The following is an 18,918-nucleotide window of genomic DNA, read 5'->3' on the forward strand; positions in this document are numbered from 1 at the left end:
CTCATAAAATCGGTCGATGCCCAGCACCACTCCCGCCGCGCCGTCCGGCTACTACGGCCGCCACATCTTCTTCTGCCTGAACGAACGCAAGAACGGTGAAGACTCCTGTGCCCTGCACAACGCGCAGGAAGGCTTTGACCGCTGCAAGGCCAAGGTGAAGGAGCAGGGGCTCGCCGGGCCCGGCAAGGTGCGCGTCAACAAGGCCGGCTGCCTCGACCGCTGCGCGGGCGGGCCCGTCGCGGTGGTCTATCCGGAGGCGGTCTGGTACACCTTCGTGGACGCCGAGGACATCGACGAGATCGTCGAGTCGCACCTGAAGAACGGCCAGGTCGTCGAGCGGCTGCTGCTACCGCCCGACGTCGGCCGCTGAACTTTCCTGCGGACCCCGTGCTCGTACCGTGCACGTTGCCGGCATCGCCGGCCCAGCCAACCCCAGCGCCATGAACTCCCAGACCGAAAAAATCAGCCTCCAGGGCGCCGCGGGCGTGATCGAGGTGCAGCGCGACCTGCCGTCCGGCGACGCGCGCGGCATCGCGGTGATCGCCCATCCGCACCCGCTGTTCGGCGGCACGATGGACAACAAGGTCGTGCAGACCCTGGCCCGCGCCTTCGTGTCCTGCGGCTGGACGGCCGTGCGCTTCAACTTCCGCGGCGTCGGCGCCAGCGAAGGCGCTCACGATGAAGGGCGCGGCGAGCTCGAGGACATGCTGCATGTCGTCGGCCAGCTCGCGCCCGAAGGCCAATTGGCCATTGCCGGCTTTTCCTTCGGTGCGTTCGTGGCCAGCTGCGCGGCCGAGAAGCTCTGGGCCGCGCGCGACGTGCGGCAACTGGTGCTGGTGGGCACGGCCGCCTCGCGTTTCTCGGTGGCCACGCTGCCGGCCGAGGCGCACGAGCGCGCGCTGGTGGTCCATGGCGAAGCCGACGACACCGTGCCTCTCGCCGCCGTGATGGACTGGGCGCGTCCCCAGTCACTCCCTGTCACGGTTATTCCCGGGGGCGGCCATTTCTTTCACGGACAATTGCCGCTGCTCAAAAGCCTGGTCGCCCGCCATCTGCGCGCGGGCACCGAATGAAAGCCTTTCAGGCTTGTTTCCGCCTCTTCCCACACTCTCCATGAATCGTTTTTTCACTGCGCTTCGCGCACTGGTGCTGACCGCTGCTGCCTCGGTTGGCGTGATCGCCGCCGCCCAGATGCCGGCCCCGCCTGAAATCGCCGCGCGCAGCTACCTGCTGCTGGACGTGACCGCGAACCAGATCCTGGCGCAGAAGGACATCGACAGCCCCGTCGAGCCGGCATCGCTCACCAAGCTGATGACCGCGTACGTCGCGTTCGATGCGCTGCGCGCCAAGAAGATCACGCTGACCCAGACCCTGCCGGTGAGCCCGCGCGCCTGGAAGATGCCCGGTTCGCGCATGTTCATCGATCCCAAGATGCAGGTGCCGGTGGAAGACCTGATCAAGGGCGTGATCGTGCAGTCGGGCAACGACGCCACGGTCGCGCTGGCCGAAGGCGTGGGCGGCACGGTGGAGCACTTCGTCGAGATGATGAACGCCCAGGCCAAGGTGCTGGGCATGAAGAACACCACCTACAAGAACCCCGAAGGCCTCACGGCGCCCGGCCACACCACCACCGCGCGCGACCTGAGCATCCTGGCCACGCGCCTGGTGCGCGACTTCCCCGAGGAAGCCAAGTACTACGCCATCAAGAAGTACCGCTACCCGGGCACCCCGTCGACCAACGACACCAACCGCAACCTGCTGCTGTTCCGCGACCCGACCGTCGACGGCCTGAAGACCGGCCACACCGACGCCGCCGGCTACTGCATGATCGCCACCGCCAAGCGCGATTTCCCGAACCTGACCGGCGGCCGCCGCCTGCTGTCGATCGTGCTGGGCGCCAGCAGCGAGGCCGTGCGCGCCAACGAGTCGCAGAAGCTGCTGAACTGGGGCTACACGGCCTACGACGCCGTGCGCCTGTTCGACGCCGGCCAGCCGGCCGCCACGCCCGCCGTCTGGAAGGGCAAGGCCAACGTGCTGAAGCTGGGCCGCCCCGAGGCCATCGTGGTCGCCGTGCCGACCGGTTCCGCCAGCAAGATCAAGACGCAGGTGTCGCGCCCCGATCCGCTGGTCGCGCCGTTCACCAAGTACCAGGCCGTCGGCTCGCTCAAGGTCACGCTGGACGACCAGCCCCTGGCGGACGTGCCGCTGGTCGCCCTGGAGCCGGTCGAGCAGGCCGGCGTCTTCGGCCGCGCCTGGGACGCTGTGCGTCTCTGGATCAAGTAAGAGGCGGGCAAAAAAGGCCTTGAAATGGGTGGTGGCGGGCGTCCAGGCGCCTGACATTGCCATTTCAGACCTGCCTGCTATACTCGTGGGCTTTTCGGAATTTTCCGAAGGGTTTCACGTTTTCGTTATTCCCGGCTTCCTTGAGTCACGACCAAGGGTGGTTTCACTACCAAAGTCGGGTTGTTTTGGGACTAATTCATTCATGCCAACCATCAATCAACTGGTGCGTCAGGGTCGAACGGTCGAAAAGATCAATTCGAAGAGCCCTGCCATGCAGAACTCGCCGCAACGTCGCGGTGTCTGCACCCGCGTCTACACCACGACGCCCAAGAAGCCCAACTCGGCGCTTCGTAAAGTTGCCAAGGTCCGTCTGACCAATGGCTTCGAAGTCATCTCCTACATCGGCGGCGAAGGCCACAACCTGCAAGAACACAGCGTCGTGCTGGTTCGCGGCGGTCGTGTCAAGGACTTGCCCGGTGTGCGTTACCACATCGTGCGCGGTTCGCTCGACCTGCAAGGCGTGAAAGACCGCAAGCAGTCGCGTTCCAAGTACGGCGCGAAGCGTCCCAAGAAGGCTTAAGCCTTTCTGTCAGAAAACAAGCGGTGTTCGATGGCCTTGGCGGGCTTGTCGAACGAAGTGACCCAATGTCGGGTCGAGTAAGTGAGAGTCCTGACTGGCTCTCGCGGTATCGGAAACGATGCCAACTGAAGCAAAGAGGTTAGAAAAATGCCACGTCGTCGCGAAGTCCCCAAACGTGAAATCCTGCCGGATCCCAAGTACGGCAATGTCGAGCTGTCCAAATTCATGAACGTGATCATGGAAGGCGGCAAGAAGGCTGTTGCCGAGCGCATCATTTACGGTGCCCTCGACTTCATCGAGAAGAAGAACCCGGACAAGGACCCCCTCGAAGCGTTCACCGTTGCCATCAACAACGTGAAGCCGATGGTCGAAGTGAAGTCGCGCCGCGTCGGTGGTGCGAACTACCAGGTGCCGGTCGAAGTCCGTCCTGTCCGTCGCCTCGCCCTGTCGATGCGCTGGATCAAGGAAGCTGCCCGCAAGCGCGGTGAGAAGTCGATGGCCCTGCGTCTGGCCAACGAACTGATGGAAGCCACGGAAGGCCGTGGCGGTGCCATGAAGAAGCGCGACGAAGTGCACCGCATGGCAGAAGCCAACCGCGCCTTCAGCCACTTCCGCTTCTAAAAAACACACGTCTCTTGAGCGTTGGGGGTTGAGTACCGGGCGAAATCGCCCGTACTCGACGCCCAGCGCTCAACGCATTTAAACCCGAAAGTACATCATGTCCCGCAAGACCCCCATCGAGCGCTACCGCAACATCGGTATCTCCGCGCACATCGACGCCGGCAAGACCACCACCACCGAACGTATCCTGTTCTACACGGGCGTGACCCACAAGCTCGGCGAAGTGCACGATGGCGCGGCAACGACCGACTGGATGGAGCAGGAACAAGAGCGTGGCATCACGATCACCTCGGCTGCCGTGACCTGCTTCTGGAAGGGCATGGACCACTCGCTGCCCGAGCACCGCATCAACATCATCGACACCCCCGGCCACGTGGACTTCACCATTGAAGTCGAGCGCTCGATGCGCGTGCTGGACGGCGCCGTCATGGTGTACGACTCGGTCGGCGGCGTGCAGCCCCAATCGGAAACCGTCTGGCGCCAGGCCAACAAGTACAAGGTGCCGCGTCTGGCGTTCGTCAACAAGATGGACCGCATCGGCGCCAACTTCTTCCGCGTTCGCCAGATGATGGTCGACCGCCTGAAGGCCAACCCCGTGCCGATCGTGATTCCGATCGGTGCCGAAGACAAGTTCCAGGGCGTGGTCGACCTGCGTCTGATGAAGGCGATCTTCTGGGACGAAGCCTCGCAAGGCATGAAGTTCGAAACGCGCGAGATCCCCGCCGAGCTGGTCGAGCTGGCCAAGGAATGGCGCGAGAAGATGGTCGAAAGCGCGGCCGAAGCTTCGGAAGAGCTGATGAACAAGTACCTTGAAGAAGGTGACCTGACGCTCGAAGAAATCACCCACGGTCTGCGCACGCGCACGATCGCCGGCGAAATCCAGCCGATGCTGTGCGGCAGCGCGTTCAAGAACAAGGGCGTGCAGCGCATGCTCGACGCCGTGATCGAACTGATGCCTTCGCCGCTGGACATTCCTCCGGTGCACGGCACGGACGACGACGAGCAAGACGTGACCCGCAAGGCCGACGACGGCGAGAAGTTCTCGGCGCTGGCATTCAAGCTCATGACCGACCCCTACGTCGGCCAGCTGACCTTCGTGCGCGTGTACTCGGGCGTTCTGAGCAAGGGCGACACCGTCTACAACCCGGTCAAGGGCAAGAAAGAGCGTATCGGCCGTATCGTGCAGATGCACGCCAACGAACGTCTCGAAATCGAAGAAATCCGTGCCGGCGACATCGCCGCTTGCGTGGGCCTGAAGGACGTCACCACGGGCGAAACCCTGTGTGACCCGAACGCCATGATCACGCTGGAACGCATGGAATTCCCCGAGCCCGTGATCTCGCAGGCCGTCGAGCCCAAGACCAAGGCCGACCAGGAAAAGATGGGCATCGCCCTGCAGCGCCTGGCTTCGGAAGATCCGTCGTTCCGCGTGCGCACCGACGAAGAATCCGGCCAGACCATCATCTCCGGCATGGGCGAACTGCACCTCGAAATCATCGTGGACCGCATGAAGCGCGAATTCGGCGTGGAAGCCAACGTGGGCAAGCCGCAAGTGGCTTACCGCGAAACGATCCGCAAGACCGTCGAAGAAGCCGAAGGCAAGTTCGTTCGCCAGTCGGGTGGTAAGGGCCAGTACGGTCACGTCATCCTGAAGATCGAGCCGCAGGAAGCCGGCAAGGGCTTTGAGTTCGTCGACGCCATCAAGGGCGGTGTGGTTCCTCGCGAATACATCCCCGCAGTGGAAAAGGGCGTTGTGGAAGCACTGACGCAAGGCGTGCTGGCGGGCTACCCCGTCGTCGACGTCAAGGTCACGCTGCACTTCGGTTCGTACCACGACGTGGACTCGAACGAAATGGCGTTCAAGATGGCCGCGATCTTCGGCTTCAAGGAAGGCGCCCGCAAGGCCAGCCCGGTCATCCTCGAGCCGATGATGGCCGTGGAAGTCGAAACGCCTGAAGACTACGCCGGCAACGTGATGGGCGACCTGTCCAGCCGTCGCGGCATGGTGCAGGGCATGGACGACATGATCGGTGGCGGCAAGCTCATCAAGGCTGAAGTCCCGCTGTCGGAAATGTTCGGCTACTCGACGACGCTGCGCTCGGCCACGCAAGGCCGCGCCACCTACACGATGGAGTTCAAGCACTACGCTGAAGCTCCGCGTAACGTCGCTGAAGCCATCGTGGCCGCTCGCTCGAAGTAAGTTTCAAGAATGTGGGGCCGCGCAGTGCGCGGCCCTTCTTGTCTGCGATCCGGTGCCGCCCTGTTCCCGTGCGGGGCGAACCAGCAATCGGATGCAGACATAAAACCAACACACGGGACATGCTCTTTCAAGGATTGAAAAATGGCAAAAGGTAAATTCACCCGCACCAAGCCGCACGTGAACGTGGGCACGATCGGTCACGTTGACCACGGCAAGACCACGCTGACGGCTGCGATCGCCACCGTGCTGTCGGCCAAGTTCGGCGGCGAAGCCAAGGCTTACGACCAGATCGACGCAGCGCCTGAAGAAAAGGCCCGCGGCATCACGATCAACACCGCGCACGTCGAGTACGAAACGGCCAACCGCCACTACGCACACGTGGACTGCCCCGGCCACGCCGACTACGNGAAGAAGCGCATCAAGGCCAGGGAGCAGACCCGCAAGACAGGCGCCAAGGCCGATCCAACCGACGCCACCGATTGACGACTACTGCTCGTAGCAAGGCGCTACGGGCTACGCCCTTCGCGCCTTATGAGTTCGATCACAAGAAGCGAAAGGAGGTCACAGAACAAGGCAAGACATACACTTATCCACAGTCGACCATTGCTGCGTCGGCTTCCACCCCTGGCTCACGATTCAAGCGGCGCGGTGGCTCAGTTCTACTTCGGCGCGGACAGCCTGCAGCCCTTCGGGTCCTTGCGCGATGGCGGTCACCACATGGATCATCGTCTCGCGTCGTTGTGCGACGGTAAGGAAATCGAAATTTCTCGTCGGCGAGCCGTTTCCTTCGGCATGTACCACCCGTTTTCTAATCGCGCTGACCAGCATGCGCAAGCCGTTGAAGAACAGGATCGAGTGCACGCCCTCGCGTGCACCCCAGCCGATGTAGCCGTCGCGACTGGCAGCGAGAAGCCGTGACGTCCACTCCGTCAGCAGCGGCTGGGCAGCGCTGGATGCCGTCTTGCGCAGATCGTGTCCGCAGGCGGGGCAATAGACGATCCGGTCTGGTCCAGGCACGAAGCCGTTGGGTCCGATGTCCACGCGATGTGGCGCGAGCGGGGCCGAGCACTCAGGGCAGGCGTCCAACAACTCCACCCCATGGCCAGGGCAGACCGTCGCGAAGGATAGGCGCCAGGTACGGCGAAAATACGGAATGCTATCGCTGGCCAAGCAGGCGGGGCAGTAGCTCAGGCCTGGACTCTTCCGAGTCCGGTGGTAGATGTGAAGGGGCACGACCCAGCAGCTGCCGCCTTGCGCGTTGAAGTAGTCGGAGATGTACCCTTCGAAGGAGTGCAGGCTCGCCGCATCCAGTTGGGCATCGGTGATGCCGGTCACTCGTTTGAGTGCATCCCTCAGGAGCGGGGACTGAAACTTGTCGACGTCCGAGTTCCACAGCCGGCGACCGCGGCCGAGCAGCATGGTGCACAGCTGCTCCACCTTGTAGCCGTGCGCGTGAGCCAGGCGTATGAGCCAGATGCTCAGCAGTTCATCTTCAAGTGGCTTGAAGTGAAATGGCCAGAGCGAGATCTGCACTTCGATTTCCGACATGTCCACATTGGCCCCCGCCCGTGTGACAGCGGCTCGGGCCGCTCGCGTTGGCTCCCTGAGGGGCGATCAGTCGGCGATGGTGTTCTCCTCGAGGCCATTTGTCCAACTTGGAGCCCGCCTCGCCGGCATCGCACGTCCTGAACGTGGAGCCGAGCCTAGTCTCTCGTAAACCGGCCAACTCATCTTGGTAGAGGCCGACTGACTGACCAGCATGGTGTCCACCAACGACCGACGGGTGGGTGCCATAGAAGACGCCCAGAAACTCAGCGTTCAGCCATGGCTTCCTAGAAAGGCTGAGGCTGTATGCGTCAGCGACAAGGTTGCAGGCATTTCCATGCCTCGCCCCTGCTTCGCCAGTTCACGGCACAATCTGGTGCAAATTGTTTCGCGCGGGGCTGCCCCGGATCGCGCCAAGGGAGAACGATCGATGGGGCTGCTAGACGTCTTCAGTTCGCTGTTTCAGGCGTTGCAGGCATCCGTCCCCACCTCGGGTTCCCCCGAAACGTCCCCCCGACCGTCACCGCACGCGGCTCGGAACTTGATGCCCGGCGACGTCCACAAGGGCACCGTCCGGTACGTCGGGTCGAAACATGCGAACATCGACGCCAGCGGCTTCCAGGCCGTGGTGTTCCTGGGCGAGATGGCGCCCCACTTCGTCCAGGACGCCACTGAAGTCGTGTCGATCGGCGACACCGTCGAGTTCGTGCTGATCTCGCCAAGCGACCGCGGTGGCTGGATCGCCAGCCTATCCGCCGTGGACGAGGCCCGCGTTCGCGAGGCCATGGCGCACCTGAAGCCGGGCGATGAACTGGACGGCACGGTGATCGCTCTGGAAGCCCGGCATGCGGTGCTCGCATGCGATGGTTTCAAGACCCATGTGCCGCTCGCGGAGATGTCGTGGGGCCGCGTCCGCCGGCCAGGCGACGTGTTGAGCCTGCACCAGTCGCACCGGGTGCGGGTGCTTGACGTGCGCATGCCGGACCTGTGGCTGAGCCATAAGAACGCGCGCAGGGCGCATGTCATCGCCAGCCTGCGGGACTGCCAACCCTGCCCCGAGTCACCTCGCATCCGGATGCCGTTCAGTGCACTACCCTTCCGGCTGTGGGCCGAACCCCGCAAGCCGCGCACCTGCGATCCAGCCATGCTGTACCTGCTGGACGAACTCGACCGGGGCACCCCCATGGCCGCGATCCGCGACTCGACCGGCCTGCTCGAGCGTGCACTGGCACGCATGCTCGCAGTGCTGGAGGGAGAAGGCCTAGTCAGCGGCGACCTGCTGACCGGGCGGGGGCGCGCGCTCGCTGCGTCGCTGGCCCGTGCAAGTTCGCACAACAGGAAGCCGCTGCGCGGCCTGTTCGTCAGCGCAGCACCCGGGCAGCAGCAATTCCTGCCGCCCGCCACGTCGACAGCGGAACCGGACTACCCCCGGTCGTGGCCCTGCCCGCCACATGCCCGCAGGTCCGAGGACGGCTTCCTCCAGTCCGTGGGCGATGCCCTGCCGGTGGCGTCCCTGCGCGCCGTGATCGACGCCCCCGCGCAGTCGCAGCTCGCGGTGCTACTGGACGATCACGGCCTCGTGGTACTTGCGCAGCGCGACGGCAGGAAGCCTTCACGAACTGTGTGGCTCGATGTGCCGGAACACTGGATCCTGGCAGGCCTCTGGTCCGCCTTCGAGCCACTCGGACCCACACCCTTCTGTCCCGCCGACGTGGCCGACCATGCCCACCAGCTGCTTATGGTGAAACTGACCGCTGCAGCGCCGGACGCGCCGATCGAGCGGACGGTGTATCTGGAGCCCTGGACCCGGACCTGCTGGACAAGGCGGCCGGACGGTCGCACACGCGAATTCGCACGCGACGGGACCGACTTCCCGCCGCTGCCCGAACCCTCTTTGCTGGGCGGCCACGTCTCTGCCTGCACGTGGGTCGTCCTCGAGATCAGATCATGACCACACCGACTCCAAAGCACGCCCTGCGGTTCATGGCCGGCATCGCACAGGAAGCGCAGAAGCTGGGCCTTCGCAAGGGGATGGGCGCCGCCGCAGCGAAGGCGAACCCAGTAGTCATGCTGCTCGAGGCGGTATCCGCCGTCGCCGGGGTCGTCGACTCGATCCTGCAGTACCGCACCGCCGTGGCGCACCGCGACGGGCTGCGCGACCTACTTCCGGCCGAAGCCGGGCGGCTGGAGGCCGAACGCGCGCAACTGAAGCTGCAGATCGAACGGGCCCAGGCGGACATGGCCCAACGCCAGCAGGTGCGGGACCGACTGGCGCAACTGGTCAAGGCCTGCGTCGGTGCCGTCCTGCTGACCTGGGACGAACTGGCCCGCCTGCGGGACCACGACTTGCCCGATCTCGACCGCATCGATGCGATGACCGCCGAACTCGACGACGTCTGGCGCCAGTTCCAGGCCGCGTTGGAATACCACCATCAGACCACCTACTGAATCAAGGAGCACCCATGGCCCCGCTCAAAATCAACTTGCCCGCGAACGGTACCTCTGCGTCAAGCCGTGACGGCGACCCCAAGATCGTCCTCGAGCAGATCAAGGCGGACGCCGCCCGCGACAAGGGCCGGCTGGACATCATCAAGGAAGCCATCGGCGTCGTGGACTCGATCTTCGGCGTGATCAAGTCGTACCAGGAACTGCAGAGCAAGCGGGTGGAGTGGATCGGACGTGTTGGCGTGGCCCGGTCAGACCTGACCAAGGCCGAACTCGAATTGAAGAAGGAGCAAGCCACGACGCTCCAGCATCTTGCGTCGCTGCAGACGATCAACAGGGCGCAGGAGAAACTGCTGGGCCTGTTCGATCTGCTGATGGCCGAATTGACGTCCGATCAGGTCGACGCGCAGGTGCGTCGGGACACCCGCCAGGATTTGCTGAGGTTGTCCGAGCAACTGGTCAAACTGAGCAAATGAGCGTCAGATGATCTGGCTCCTGCTCTCGACCGGCGTCACGCTGACGGCCACCGCCGTGTCCTGGTGGAACCACCGTCGCACCGCCGAAGTCGATGCGGAGATCGCGCGGCTGAACGGGCAGCATGCGCAACTGCAGCAAGTCGACGCGGCGGCACGCCGACAGTTGCTCGCGGGCTACCTCGAATCGTTCGCGCGGCTGGTCGCCAGCGAGCTAACCGTGCGCAAGACCGTAGAAGCCGACCTGACGCGGTGCCTCGAAAAGGCTCGTTCCGTTCGCCGACAACGCTTTGGTCCCCGGGAGGGTGTGCCCTTGCAGCGGGCCACGTTGGAGCTGGAGTTGGCGCTGGGGCGCGTGGCCGCAGAGCGGGTGCACCTGGAGGCCCTGCAAGGTTCGCTTGCAGACCATGACGATGCCGGCGGACTCCCGGACACAGACAAGCTGCAACTCCCTGGCAACTTTCCGCGGTGGGGCGCCTGCATCGACGCCGTTGACGGTGGCACGCTGCCTCGTTCGCTGCACGGCTACGCGGTCCGGACACTCGACGGCGAAGGCGGTGACCCGGGTCGCGCTATGGTGGTCGCCGTCGACCATGTCGCCCGCACCGTGGCACTGTCGACGCGCCGCCGACCGCTGCTGGAAGCCAATCTGTCGGATGGACGAGAGCCATTGAAGGCGGTGGTGCAACGCCGCGACGCCAATGACGTCTATCTGGAAGCCCACGGCGTACCGTTGCTGCTGCACGCCGGGCGCGATGTCGACGCGGCGGACCTGCTGCCTGGCCAGCAGGTCGATGTCTATCCGGAGGTGTGGACGCTCAGCGACCTGTGCCAGTCCGGCGGCGCACAGGCGCTCCACGTCCAGTTGAACCCAAGTGTCCATGGAAACCGGAGCCGCTGGTCGGAGATCCGCTTGGCAATCCAGCAAGCGCAACTCGCGCAGCTGACCGTGGCCTCCGAGCGCCTCGCGGCGCACCCGGAGACCGACCCGCCCTGGCGCCTGCATGAAATGGATTCTGGACGGCTCGCGTTCTCGATCGGCGACGTGACGCTGGAGACCGAACCCAGCCTCGCACTGATGGCCTTCGAGTTGAAAGCCGTCCACCTGCACGCCGAGCCCGCTCCGCCGCTGTCGATGCGTGTGCACGCGGAACTGTGTGCCTTTGTCTCCGGCACGGATGACGACGCCCAACTTGGTGGCTCGCAGTTCGTGCCGTTCCTCGACGCCATCCGCGACGAACTCGGCAGCTTGCAGTCGCGCACGTTGCAGCAGCGCACAGCGCTGCGACTGCGCAAGCTGTCCATGATCTACCAGGACCAGGAGGAACACCTGCGCACCAGCCGCTCCATCGGCGTGGTGGTGACCGAGCAGAAGCGCCAGGGCCGGCTCCTGACGGTACTTCTGGTGGGCGGAAAGACGCCTTCGTGGTTGTCTGCTTCGCTGCAGACCCCGGCCGGCTCCCGCTTGAGGGCCTGTCACTCGCACGCCGCCTGGGACGTGGCGTCAGCCCGATGGATCGACCCGAAGCTCGGGCTGCTGACGCTGGAACTATCGGTGCCGCCACAGGCCTCAATGCGCGAAGTCGCGCCGTTCGAAATTCACTGGCTGGAACTGGCCCATGAAGGGGCGCAACAGCAGACCCTGTCGCGTGCCCTGGAGCGCACGATCCAGGGACGCTTCGCATCGACGGGTGTCCACACCACGCTGATGGGGCTGCCCGGCGAGACGGTTCCCAACGAAACACTCGGCAGCGAGGCGGTCGCGCAGCTACTTGCGACGGACACCGACGTCGTGGCCATCTGGGGACCGCCTGGCACGGGCAAGACTACGACCCTCGTCAAGTGGCTGCTGTCTATCTTCCCGGAAGGCGACGAGTCCGCGTGGCCGACCATCCTGATGACCGCCCCCACGCACGTGGCGGTCACCAAGCTGCTCGGCGACCTGCTGGAGAAGGCGCCCTGGCTGGAGGCGGGGAGCGTACGCTATGCGGGGGTGGAGCGCATCCAGGGTTCGGGGCTCGAAACCATCTGGCACCAAGCCTTGATCGGTGCGCTCGATCCGGGCGCGCGTGGGCTGCCCACCGACGAGGGCCCGGGTGCGCGATGGGCCGCGGTGCTGCGCACGCCGGAAGGCCGGCAAGCCGCTTCGCGCTGGTTGCTGGGCTCACGCCATGTGCATGCGGTCACCTGCGTCGGCATGGCCCGGCGCGACTACGCGCTGTGGGACCGCTCGTTCGACATCGCCATCATCGACGAGACCGGCAAGGCCTTCGGTGCGGAGCTGATGATCCCGTGTTCCGTTGCACGCCGCGTGGTGATGGTGGGGGATCACAACCAGTTGCCGCCCACCGTGACCAGCGAAGCGCTGGATCCCCACATCGGCTACCGACTGCCTTTCGACGAAGTGAAGGACTTGCTGGCGCGCAACACCTTTCAGGATCTCTTTGAACAGCTGCCCGTCCACAAGAAGGGCATGCTGACGCAGCAGCACCGCATGCATGCCGACATTGGTGACCTTGTTGGCCACCTGTTCTACGAAGGCCGCCTTACCTCGGCGCGGCACGGCGGACGCTGGCGCCTGACACGTCGCCGGGTCATGTTCCTCGACTTCTCCCGCGTCCAGGACTACCGCCACGTTCAAGCCGAAGGGTCAAGTTCGCAGGAGAACGTCACCGAGCGCGAGGCGCTGCTGGCCCTGCTCCAGCGCCTGAGCGCGCTCAACCGGAAGCAGATTCGCCACGCCCTGGTCATCTGTCCCTACGAAGCTCAGCGCAAGGCAGTGCAGCATGCGCTGCAGGGCACTCGGCAAACCTTCGACTTGGAAGTCACCACAGTCGACGCCGTGCAAGGCGGCGAAGCCGACGCCGTGATCTTGATGATGACCCGCAGTGGTGGCGGGGTGCAATTCCTGCTTGACCGACACCGCCTGAACGTCGCGTTGTCGCGGGCTCGCGAGGCAGTGATCGTGCTGGGCCATCGACGGGCGTTGAGCCCGGGGCGCGGCGGCCCAGTCCACGCATTGATCCAGGAAGGCAAGCGTCGCGGAACTCTCGAATGTGTCGAGGTTCAATCCGACGACCCCGGCTGGCGCCGGCTTGCCGATTGGGTCATCTCCTGATCCTTTATCAGCTCGAGCCCACCACCAGCGCCGTTGCGTTGACTCCCATGCCCTCGCTCAAGCAGTTCAGGATGGCAACGCGGTCTTGGGTGGTGAGGCGATTCAGCAATAACGGTGGCAAAGAAGACGCCCAACCGGACCGAGCGAAAGGCGCGCTGAAGCTCGCCGCGAAGATGACGCCAGAGCAAAAGGCTGAGCGCGCCCGCAAGGGCGCGCTTGCTCGCTGGGGCAGGCTGCCCAGTGTCACCCACAAGGGCCGCTTCAAAGAAGACTTCGGCCTGGATGTTGATTGCTACGTTCTCGACGACCAGAGCAAGACCGCTGTCATGAGCCAGCGCGACATGGGGCCGCACTGGGCCTGACGACCAGTGGTCAATCGTTCATCCGCTTCACACCAGGGAAGACGATTGCTCCGTACCTTGGTGCTGGAGTGCGGGTGAAAATCGAAAATCCTCTTGAATATCAATGGGTTTCACGTGGTGCCGAAAAACACCCGCCGGGTGAATTCAACGGCTACGACGGTGCCGATGCTGACGCTTAACAGGCGCCTTCTTTGCCGCACTTACCTTGCGCCCGCTTTCCTCCCGTTTGATGGGGGCGGGCGCTGTGCTGGGCGCTGACCGGACCCTAGGCTCTCGATATAGCGGCGACGTCGGAGGCGGCCCGCAACAACCGGATCAGCGCATCGGCATGGCGGTCCGTGCCATCCCAGACTTCCGCGATGGTCTGGCGCAGTCGTTCGCTCGCTACCAGAGACGGGGGATCTTCCCTCAATGTGATATTTGCATATTTGCATAGACGTCGGTGCGTATTCGTAATGCGACGAGGCGCACGCAATGCGCGACTGAGTGTCGGCTGAGGAATGCCGGTCAATCGAGAAAGCTCTATCTGTGTGAGTCCGTGCTCATCCATGTAGTTCTCGATCTGCCGGACTGCAACATTGACGGTCATGCACTAAGTATTGCATATTGCATGAATGAACTACCTCTGCTCTTCGTACATGGGGCTGCCGCTGGATACGTGGTCCGTCGCCTCGGACTGCCAGTTGCGGGCGCTCTTGAAGCGAAGTGGGCTGATCGCCGCCGATGCTTTGGTCGTCGACGAGCTCTGCCTACCAGGCAACACGGTTCGAGCGGACCTTGCCGCGGCTGGAGAAGAGCTCGTGGGCTACGAGATCAAGGCCGGCGCTGACCGCCTGACGCGGCTGCCTCGCCAGATCGCAGGCTATGGCAAAGTATTCGCGAGGGTGAATATCGTCACAGTGCCTGCTCACTTCGATGCTGTGCTCGAGCTGGTGCCGGCGTGGTGGGGCGTTATGCTCCCGACGGGCCGTCGCACTGATCTGCAGTTGCACCAGGCCCGAGCCGCGGGGCTCAATCCCGATCGCAGCGTTCATGCCATGTGCTCTCTGCTTAGCCGCGAGGAACTGACGGCGAAGCTCAAACAAGGGGGCGCGGCGCGCGGGCTGAGCGGCTGGAGCAAGGCGGCGATGCTCGAGGCTGTCGTCAGCATGCTCTCCGTGGAGGAGGCGGATTCCTATCTGTGCGCCTGCCTAAGAGCGCGTACTCGCCTCGTTGCAAAGCCCGAGCCTCGGGAGCCAACCATCGACTGGAACCTCGCTCGCAAGAACTTCGGGCTGTCGTTGAATCCGATGTACTGAGTAGGGCGCATCGTTTGGTGATGGTTCTACGCCCAACGCGACAGACAAGGCGATATTTTCCATGGGCAGATGTTGGCGGTCTGCCTGCCTGGATCTGTGTCCGTGCGAATCCAGGCATGTTGTCGACGGGGGTGTTCGCGAACGTTGACGTTGTGCCTCTTCGCGATTGCCTCGACTAGTGCAAAAGCATATAAACAAGCGAGGCATAGTCGGAGGGGGACGCATGCACAAATTCAAGGCGCTTGGGTACAAGGCAAGAAAAATACTGCTGCATTTGGCGATGGGCTGTGGAGTGCTCGCTGGCAGTGGTCACGCGTGGGCGTTCAGTACGACCAATCCGTTCACCTCTCTTGTTCGTGGCCTGTACACGCTCAATGACGGTCAAAGTGCGATCTTCGCTGCTTTTGAGAGCGGTTCGTTTAACGATGTTTTCTCCAAACTAGAGGGTTTGGGAACAGTCACAGTCACTCGATTTCTCAAAGCTCCTCAAGAAGTTAATCTCGAGAAGGTCAGGAAGCACATCGATGACGTCTACCCTGAACTCCCCCCGGAAACGCGTCAGCTACTTGCCGCCCGAATGGCGGAGACATTGAAGGCGGACGCCATTCTTCAGGCTCGCATGAATGAGCCCGCGATCGGCGACGATCTGATGCTGATGTTTGCGCAGGAACGTAAGCGACTGCACACTAGCTTTTTCGAGTATCAGTCAAAAATTGTTGACGAACATCAGCAACTCGTGAAGCCTGCGGCTTACGCTCGGTTCCGGCAAGAGGCTGGGGATAGAGCGTTGGAATTCGATGATTTGGTCCAATGCGAACTTTATCAATGCAACACTGACTCTGCGGACGTTCTTGCGCGAATCCAGGAAAACCTGAGATCTCGCCCCGAGAATCTTGAGAGGTTGCTTAGGAGCCCGGTGGAAGTAACAAAGCCAACCGAGGCCGATGTCCGCATTTTCATGCAGGCGACTCAATCGGCGGGCCGGTCCTTGGACCAATATCTATCGAGTCTTTACTCCCCGCAGCCATGAGTGGTTCTCTTCATCCGAGGAATCTCACCGGGGTGATCGTTTTTCATAGAAGGAGTGAGAAATATGCAAACTAGCAAAAGCTGGGGGACGTGCAGTGCCCGCATTGGCAAGCGCCTTGCTGTGCTGATGGTGATTGGCCTAGCGGCATGCGAAACCACGTCCGTCGTTCGGGAGTTGAATGTGGCAGGCCAGAAGGTCCGCTACACCATGCAGTCATGCAAACCGGGAATCAAGTGGGATGGGTTGAACGTGACCCTTGAAGGTTTGCAGGTTCCGAATCTCAGCAAGGGGGATCTGTCTTTCAATATCGGGAAGCTCAACTACAGCGACAAAGCGATTCGTGAGATTCGCGACACCGTCTTTTTCTATGAGGGGCTCCTCAACCAGACCTGTGCGACGCTAGTTCGCTTGGAAGGTCAAGATGCCATCGAGCGGTACTCGCTCCACCGCGACACGTTGCTGTCGGGGCTGGCAACCACGTTGTCAAATGTGCAGCAGGCGAAATCTGAGTCCGCAGCAGAGGCCGCCGTTCGTGCCGGGAGAGCTACCGGTCAGGCTGAAGGTGCCACTCCCAAGACCGCTGAAGCAAAGAAGTAAGAGGGCTCGTAGGAAGGCCTGGTCTATTGACACTCCTTTTAGGGCTTGGCTGTTCCACCGAGACTCCGGGTCAAGCGGTGAGCGGAGTCTCGGATGACTGAAGTTGGTTTCGCCCAGCGCTACTATTAGCGCAGCATGAGGGACGAATAAGGGCTGCGATGAGTGTTTACGACTGTCTAGCGCGTCAGGACGGCGCCGCGCTTCGCATCGATTGGTTTGGCAACGTCGACAACTCTCTGCAGTTCGGGCCTGAGCAGCGCACACTGAAAGTGTCATGCTCGCTCTGGCGTCCCGGTCTGGAATGGATGCTGCGCAGTAGCGACGAGCGCCAGGAGATCGAAATCCCGATCGCGGTCCTACCGCACATTCGTCTCGGGGAGGTCTGGAAGGATGGAGCTCGTGTCGAGTCGGCGCCGTTGACGCGCATGCTCTTCAAGGAAATGGCCGTCGACGAACAAACCTCCGAGGTCCTGCCTTCGGGTCTCCCGTATTCGCCTGCGGGAGGTTCGACCTCGTACCTCCTTCCCTTCAATGCGTTCAACGCCCACAACGAACATACGCGGTCCTGGGTCGCCCGTGTCCAGGTCGATCCCGACACCGTGCTGGTCGTGCCGAGCCTGGAGTTGTTTCGCTTCTACTTCGGCGCGACAAGCTCGGTACTCGAGGGCGTCATGTCAGGCGGCGACGCGGAGCAGAGGCTCTATCACGCCGCGTACATCAGCCGAGTCAGCAATGCGGCGAACGTTGTTCTGGGGATGGGGATGCCGGCGGCAGCTGCGCCGACGGTGGCACGCATCGCACTGGACGACGAGGCCAAGAAGGCATTCTTCACATTGGTCAAAGGCGGGCGCATCGCCGGGCTGAACAAAACCGACTGGCAGCCTCGGATGGGCTTTCCCTTTACGGGCAAGACGAACTTCACCGTCGACGGGCTTTGGCTGGATACGCCTGGGCAGCGAACCTTCGTCGCGCTGCGCCTGATCAGGTGCACCTACCCTCATCCCTTCGAGCGACTCAACTACAGCATCGATGATGGTCTTCTGCGGACTCGGCCGCCGGTGTCGGAGGAACGCAAGGAGCGCGGGCCAGGTGAGAAGAAGGAGAAGAAGCCGAAGATCGTGAACCAATGGGCGGACAGGAGCCAGGCGGCTCTTGAGGTTTACAGCGACGACGATGACGGGGATCCCTTTCCGTATCTCAAGAGAACCTCGATTCACCGAACGTCGCATGCGTCTTTTCACGCCAATCGGTCCGCTGCCGAAGGTGAGGACGCGGATCTCTATGCGATCGGTCCCTCGGACGCTGCAGGATTGCCGCCGGCGGAGATCATGGGAGCTCAGAGTGACAGCGATGAACGCAGACTTGAGCCGTCATTCTTGGCCGCCTTGCGCCAAGCGTTGCCCGCCTGCCTGCCCGGGTGGGAGTTCTGTCCGTTCGAGGACGGTGAGGTCTCACGTCGCATGGCCGTACCGGCACCGGCCGGTGTCGCGTCGTGGTCTGACCTTTGGGTTTGGCTCTCCACGATCGTCGAATACGGGGCGACCGGAGGCGTCATGCGATGTGCGGCCCTGGGTGTTGCTGAGTTCCCGGAAGGTCAGATCAGCGTGGAGGTGGTGGCGCAGCACTTGGGGGCCGGAGAGCCGGCCATCGAGCAAGTTGGGAAAATGCTATTCGAGCCCTGCTGGACTTCTCCCATGCCTTCCGAGGTAAACCGAGACACGGGTGCGACGATCGCCTATTGGACGACGGACGAGTTGAACGCGCTGGCCGACGAGTTGAGTCCTCAGGAGATTGCCGCCAGGGTCTTGAGCGAGTTCAAGAGGCGCATCCTGGCGGAGTAAAGCGGCTCTCAGGATTCGCTGGGGCTTTCCTGAAAAGCACTAGATCCATCGCATCGCCAAAGCGCTATTGCATGGTAGGCGTACGGCGAAGTCATCTTGATTACCTGAGAGTCGGCAGGCATCGTGTCCGCGATGAATGATGTGGACGCAATAGATGGTGTGGTTAAGCGGGCGACCCGTCGCAAGCACAGCGCGTGGTTCAAGTCGGAGGTCGTTGAGGCGTGCCGGCAGCCGGATGCTTCTGCCGCGGCGATCGCGAGGCTGTACAACCTGAATGCGAACGTGGTGTACCGGTGGCGTGCCGACGATCGCAAGGCTGCGTCGCCGAAGACGAATGACGTTCCAACCTTGCCGACGCCCGACTTCATCGCGCTCGATGTGCAGCCCGAAGCCGAGACGCCAGCCCGTGACATCCGCATCGAACTGAAGCGAGGCAGCGCTACCGCAGTGGTGCACTGGCCGGTGGAATCAGCGTCGTCGTGCGCAGCCTGGCTGCGCGAGTGGCTGCGTTGATCCGCGTCGATG

Annotated in this window: 18 protein-coding genes and 1 pseudogene; 17 read left to right on the plus strand and 2 right to left on the minus strand. The window is 63.0% G+C overall.

Features of this window, described 5'->3' with window-relative positions; genetic code table 11:
• Positions 1–16: 16 nt before the first annotated feature.
• The 7 genes and pseudogenes from AC57B8_RS10695 to AC57B8_RS10725 form a co-directional block, all read left to right on the plus strand.
• Positions 17–370 carry a (2Fe-2S) ferredoxin domain-containing protein gene (locus AC57B8_RS10695; RefSeq protein ID WP_062478851.1) on the plus strand — a complete coding sequence of 118 codons (354 nt, stop codon included), beginning with the start codon at positions 17–19 and terminating at the stop codon, positions 368–370.
• Positions 371–440: 70 nt separating this feature from the next.
• The gene (locus AC57B8_RS10700; RefSeq protein ID WP_070061889.1) at positions 441–1,073 is read left to right on the plus strand and encodes an alpha/beta hydrolase; all 633 of its coding nucleotides are present in this window, start codon (positions 441–443) and stop codon (positions 1,071–1,073) included.
• Between the two features lie 40 nt (positions 1,074–1,113).
• Positions 1,114–2,283, plus strand: coding sequence for a D-alanyl-D-alanine carboxypeptidase family protein (locus tag AC57B8_RS10705; protein ID WP_070061890.1), 1,170 nt, complete (start codon positions 1,114–1,116; stop codon positions 2,281–2,283).
• Positions 2,284–2,485: 202 nt separating this feature from the next.
• Positions 2,486–2,863: a 30S ribosomal protein S12 gene (gene rpsL, locus AC57B8_RS10710; RefSeq protein ID WP_013543948.1), complete on the plus strand. Its 378-nt coding sequence runs from the start codon at positions 2,486–2,488 to the stop codon at positions 2,861–2,863.
• Positions 2,864–3,010: 147 nt separating this feature from the next.
• Positions 3,011–3,484 carry a 30S ribosomal protein S7 gene (gene rpsG, locus AC57B8_RS10715; protein WP_007829591.1) on the plus strand — a complete coding sequence of 158 codons (474 nt, stop codon included), beginning with the start codon at positions 3,011–3,013 and terminating at the stop codon, positions 3,482–3,484.
• A 97-nt stretch (positions 3,485–3,581) separates the two neighbouring features.
• Positions 3,582–5,684 carry an elongation factor G gene (fusA, locus tag AC57B8_RS10720; RefSeq protein ID WP_062478855.1) on the plus strand — a complete coding sequence of 701 codons (2,103 nt, stop codon included), beginning with the start codon at positions 3,582–3,584 and terminating at the stop codon, positions 5,682–5,684.
• Positions 5,685–5,825: 141 nt separating this feature from the next.
• Positions 5,826–6,119: pseudogene (locus AC57B8_RS10725) on the plus strand (GTP-binding protein); the annotation flags it as partial.
• Between the two features lie 201 nt (positions 6,120–6,320).
• Here AC57B8_RS10725 and AC57B8_RS10730 read toward each other — a convergent pair.
• Entirely contained in the window at positions 6,321–7,232 is a 912-nt protein-coding gene (locus AC57B8_RS10730; protein ID WP_496479592.1) for a TniQ family protein, read from the minus strand.
• Positions 7,233–7,773: 541 nt separating this feature from the next.
• Between AC57B8_RS10730 and AC57B8_RS10735 the strand changes: the two genes are divergently transcribed.
• Genes AC57B8_RS10735 through AC57B8_RS10755 form a run of 5 tightly spaced genes read left to right on the plus strand, consistent with a single transcriptional unit; the run spans position 7,774 to position 13,627 of the window.
• Positions 7,774–9,180, plus strand: coding sequence for a hypothetical protein (locus AC57B8_RS10735; RefSeq protein ID WP_496479593.1), 1,407 nt, complete (start codon positions 7,774–7,776; stop codon positions 9,178–9,180).
• Entirely contained in the window at positions 9,177–9,677 is a 501-nt protein-coding gene (locus AC57B8_RS10740) for a hypothetical protein (RefSeq protein ID WP_496479594.1), read from the plus strand. Before AC57B8_RS10735 ends, AC57B8_RS10740 begins: the two co-directional genes overlap by 4 nt.
• A 14-nt stretch (positions 9,678–9,691) precedes the next feature.
• A complete protein-coding gene (locus AC57B8_RS10745; protein ID WP_496479595.1) occupies positions 9,692–10,150 on the plus strand; it encodes a hypothetical protein in 459 nt (152 codons plus the stop codon).
• Between the two features lie 7 nt (positions 10,151–10,157).
• Positions 10,158–13,265 carry a DEAD/DEAH box helicase gene (locus AC57B8_RS10750; RefSeq protein WP_496479596.1) on the plus strand — a complete coding sequence of 1,036 codons (3,108 nt, stop codon included), beginning with the start codon at positions 10,158–10,160 and terminating at the stop codon, positions 13,263–13,265.
• A 47-nt stretch (positions 13,266–13,312) separates the two neighbouring features.
• Entirely contained in the window at positions 13,313–13,627 is a 315-nt protein-coding gene (locus tag AC57B8_RS10755) for a hypothetical protein (protein ID WP_496479597.1), read from the plus strand.
• 265 nt (positions 13,628–13,892) lie between these two features.
• Here AC57B8_RS10755 and AC57B8_RS10760 read toward each other — a convergent pair whose 3' ends face one another.
• The gene (locus AC57B8_RS10760) at positions 13,893–14,216 is read right to left on the minus strand and encodes a helix-turn-helix domain-containing protein (protein ID WP_496479598.1); all 324 of its coding nucleotides are present in this window, start codon (positions 14,214–14,216) and stop codon (positions 13,893–13,895) included.
• A gap of 25 nt (positions 14,217–14,241) precedes the next feature.
• On the opposite strand from AC57B8_RS10760, the gene AC57B8_RS10765 reads away from it, so the two are divergent.
• From AC57B8_RS10765 to AC57B8_RS10785, 5 genes are all read left to right on the plus strand, one after another.
• Positions 14,242–14,925 carry a sce7726 family protein gene (locus tag AC57B8_RS10765; RefSeq protein ID WP_496479599.1) on the plus strand — a complete coding sequence of 228 codons (684 nt, stop codon included), beginning with the start codon at positions 14,242–14,244 and terminating at the stop codon, positions 14,923–14,925.
• A gap of 223 nt (positions 14,926–15,148) precedes the next feature.
• Positions 15,149–15,955, plus strand: coding sequence for a hypothetical protein (locus AC57B8_RS10770; protein WP_496479600.1), 807 nt, complete (start codon positions 15,149–15,151; stop codon positions 15,953–15,955).
• Between the two features lie 63 nt (positions 15,956–16,018).
• Entirely contained in the window at positions 16,019–16,552 is a 534-nt protein-coding gene (locus tag AC57B8_RS10775; protein WP_496479601.1) for a hypothetical protein, read from the plus strand.
• Between the two features lie 158 nt (positions 16,553–16,710).
• Positions 16,711–18,393, plus strand: a complete 1,683-nt coding sequence (locus tag AC57B8_RS10780) for a hypothetical protein (protein ID WP_496479602.1) — start codon at positions 16,711–16,713, stop codon at positions 18,391–18,393.
• Positions 18,394–18,525: 132 nt separating this feature from the next.
• On the plus strand, positions 18,526–18,906 hold the full coding sequence (locus AC57B8_RS10785; RefSeq protein WP_496479603.1) for a transposase: 381 nt from the start codon (positions 18,526–18,528) through the stop codon (positions 18,904–18,906).
• Positions 18,907–18,918 lie beyond the last annotated feature (12 nt).

Source organism: Variovorax sp. BGA-UO-ETr-C22 (assembly GCF_059567965.1).

What these genes read in the sequence shown, in the direction of transcription:
- AC57B8_RS10695 (WP_062478851.1), top strand. Translation starts at nt 17, where the DNA reads ATGCCCAGCACCACTCCCGCCGCGCCGTCCGGCTACTACGGCCGCCAC.
- AC57B8_RS10700 (WP_070061889.1), top strand. Translation starts at nt 441, where the DNA reads ATGAACTCCCAGACCGAAAAAATCAGCCTCCAGGGCGCCGCGGGCGTG.
- AC57B8_RS10705 (WP_070061890.1), top strand. Translation starts at nt 1,114, where the DNA reads ATGAATCGTTTTTTCACTGCGCTTCGCGCACTGGTGCTGACCGCTGCT.
- rpsL (WP_013543948.1), top strand. Translation starts at nt 2,486, where the DNA reads ATGCCAACCATCAATCAACTGGTGCGTCAGGGTCGAACGGTCGAAAAG.
- rpsG (WP_007829591.1), top strand. Translation starts at nt 3,011, where the DNA reads ATGCCACGTCGTCGCGAAGTCCCCAAACGTGAAATCCTGCCGGATCCC.
- fusA (WP_062478855.1), top strand. Translation starts at nt 3,582, where the DNA reads ATGTCCCGCAAGACCCCCATCGAGCGCTACCGCAACATCGGTATCTCC.
- AC57B8_RS10730 (WP_496479592.1), bottom strand. Translation starts at nt 7,232, where the DNA reads ATGTCGGAAATCGAAGTGCAGATCTCGCTCTGGCCATTTCACTTCAAG.
- AC57B8_RS10735 (WP_496479593.1), top strand. Translation starts at nt 7,774, where the DNA reads ATGCCCGGCGACGTCCACAAGGGCACCGTCCGGTACGTCGGGTCGAAA.
- AC57B8_RS10740 (WP_496479594.1), top strand. Translation starts at nt 9,177, where the DNA reads ATGACCACACCGACTCCAAAGCACGCCCTGCGGTTCATGGCCGGCATC.
- AC57B8_RS10745 (WP_496479595.1), top strand. Translation starts at nt 9,692, where the DNA reads ATGGCCCCGCTCAAAATCAACTTGCCCGCGAACGGTACCTCTGCGTCA.
- AC57B8_RS10750 (WP_496479596.1), top strand. Translation starts at nt 10,158, where the DNA reads ATGATCTGGCTCCTGCTCTCGACCGGCGTCACGCTGACGGCCACCGCC.
- AC57B8_RS10755 (WP_496479597.1), top strand. Translation starts at nt 13,313, where the DNA reads ATGCCCTCGCTCAAGCAGTTCAGGATGGCAACGCGGTCTTGGGTGGTG.
- AC57B8_RS10760 (WP_496479598.1), bottom strand. Translation starts at nt 14,216, where the DNA reads ATGACCGTCAATGTTGCAGTCCGGCAGATCGAGAACTACATGGATGAG.
- AC57B8_RS10765 (WP_496479599.1), top strand. Translation starts at nt 14,242, where the DNA reads ATGAACTACCTCTGCTCTTCGTACATGGGGCTGCCGCTGGATACGTGG.
- AC57B8_RS10770 (WP_496479600.1), top strand. Translation starts at nt 15,149, where the DNA reads ATGCACAAATTCAAGGCGCTTGGGTACAAGGCAAGAAAAATACTGCTG.
- AC57B8_RS10775 (WP_496479601.1), top strand. Translation starts at nt 16,019, where the DNA reads ATGCAAACTAGCAAAAGCTGGGGGACGTGCAGTGCCCGCATTGGCAAG.
- AC57B8_RS10780 (WP_496479602.1), top strand. Translation starts at nt 16,711, where the DNA reads ATGAGTGTTTACGACTGTCTAGCGCGTCAGGACGGCGCCGCGCTTCGC.
- AC57B8_RS10785 (WP_496479603.1), top strand. Translation starts at nt 18,526, where the DNA reads ATGAATGATGTGGACGCAATAGATGGTGTGGTTAAGCGGGCGACCCGT.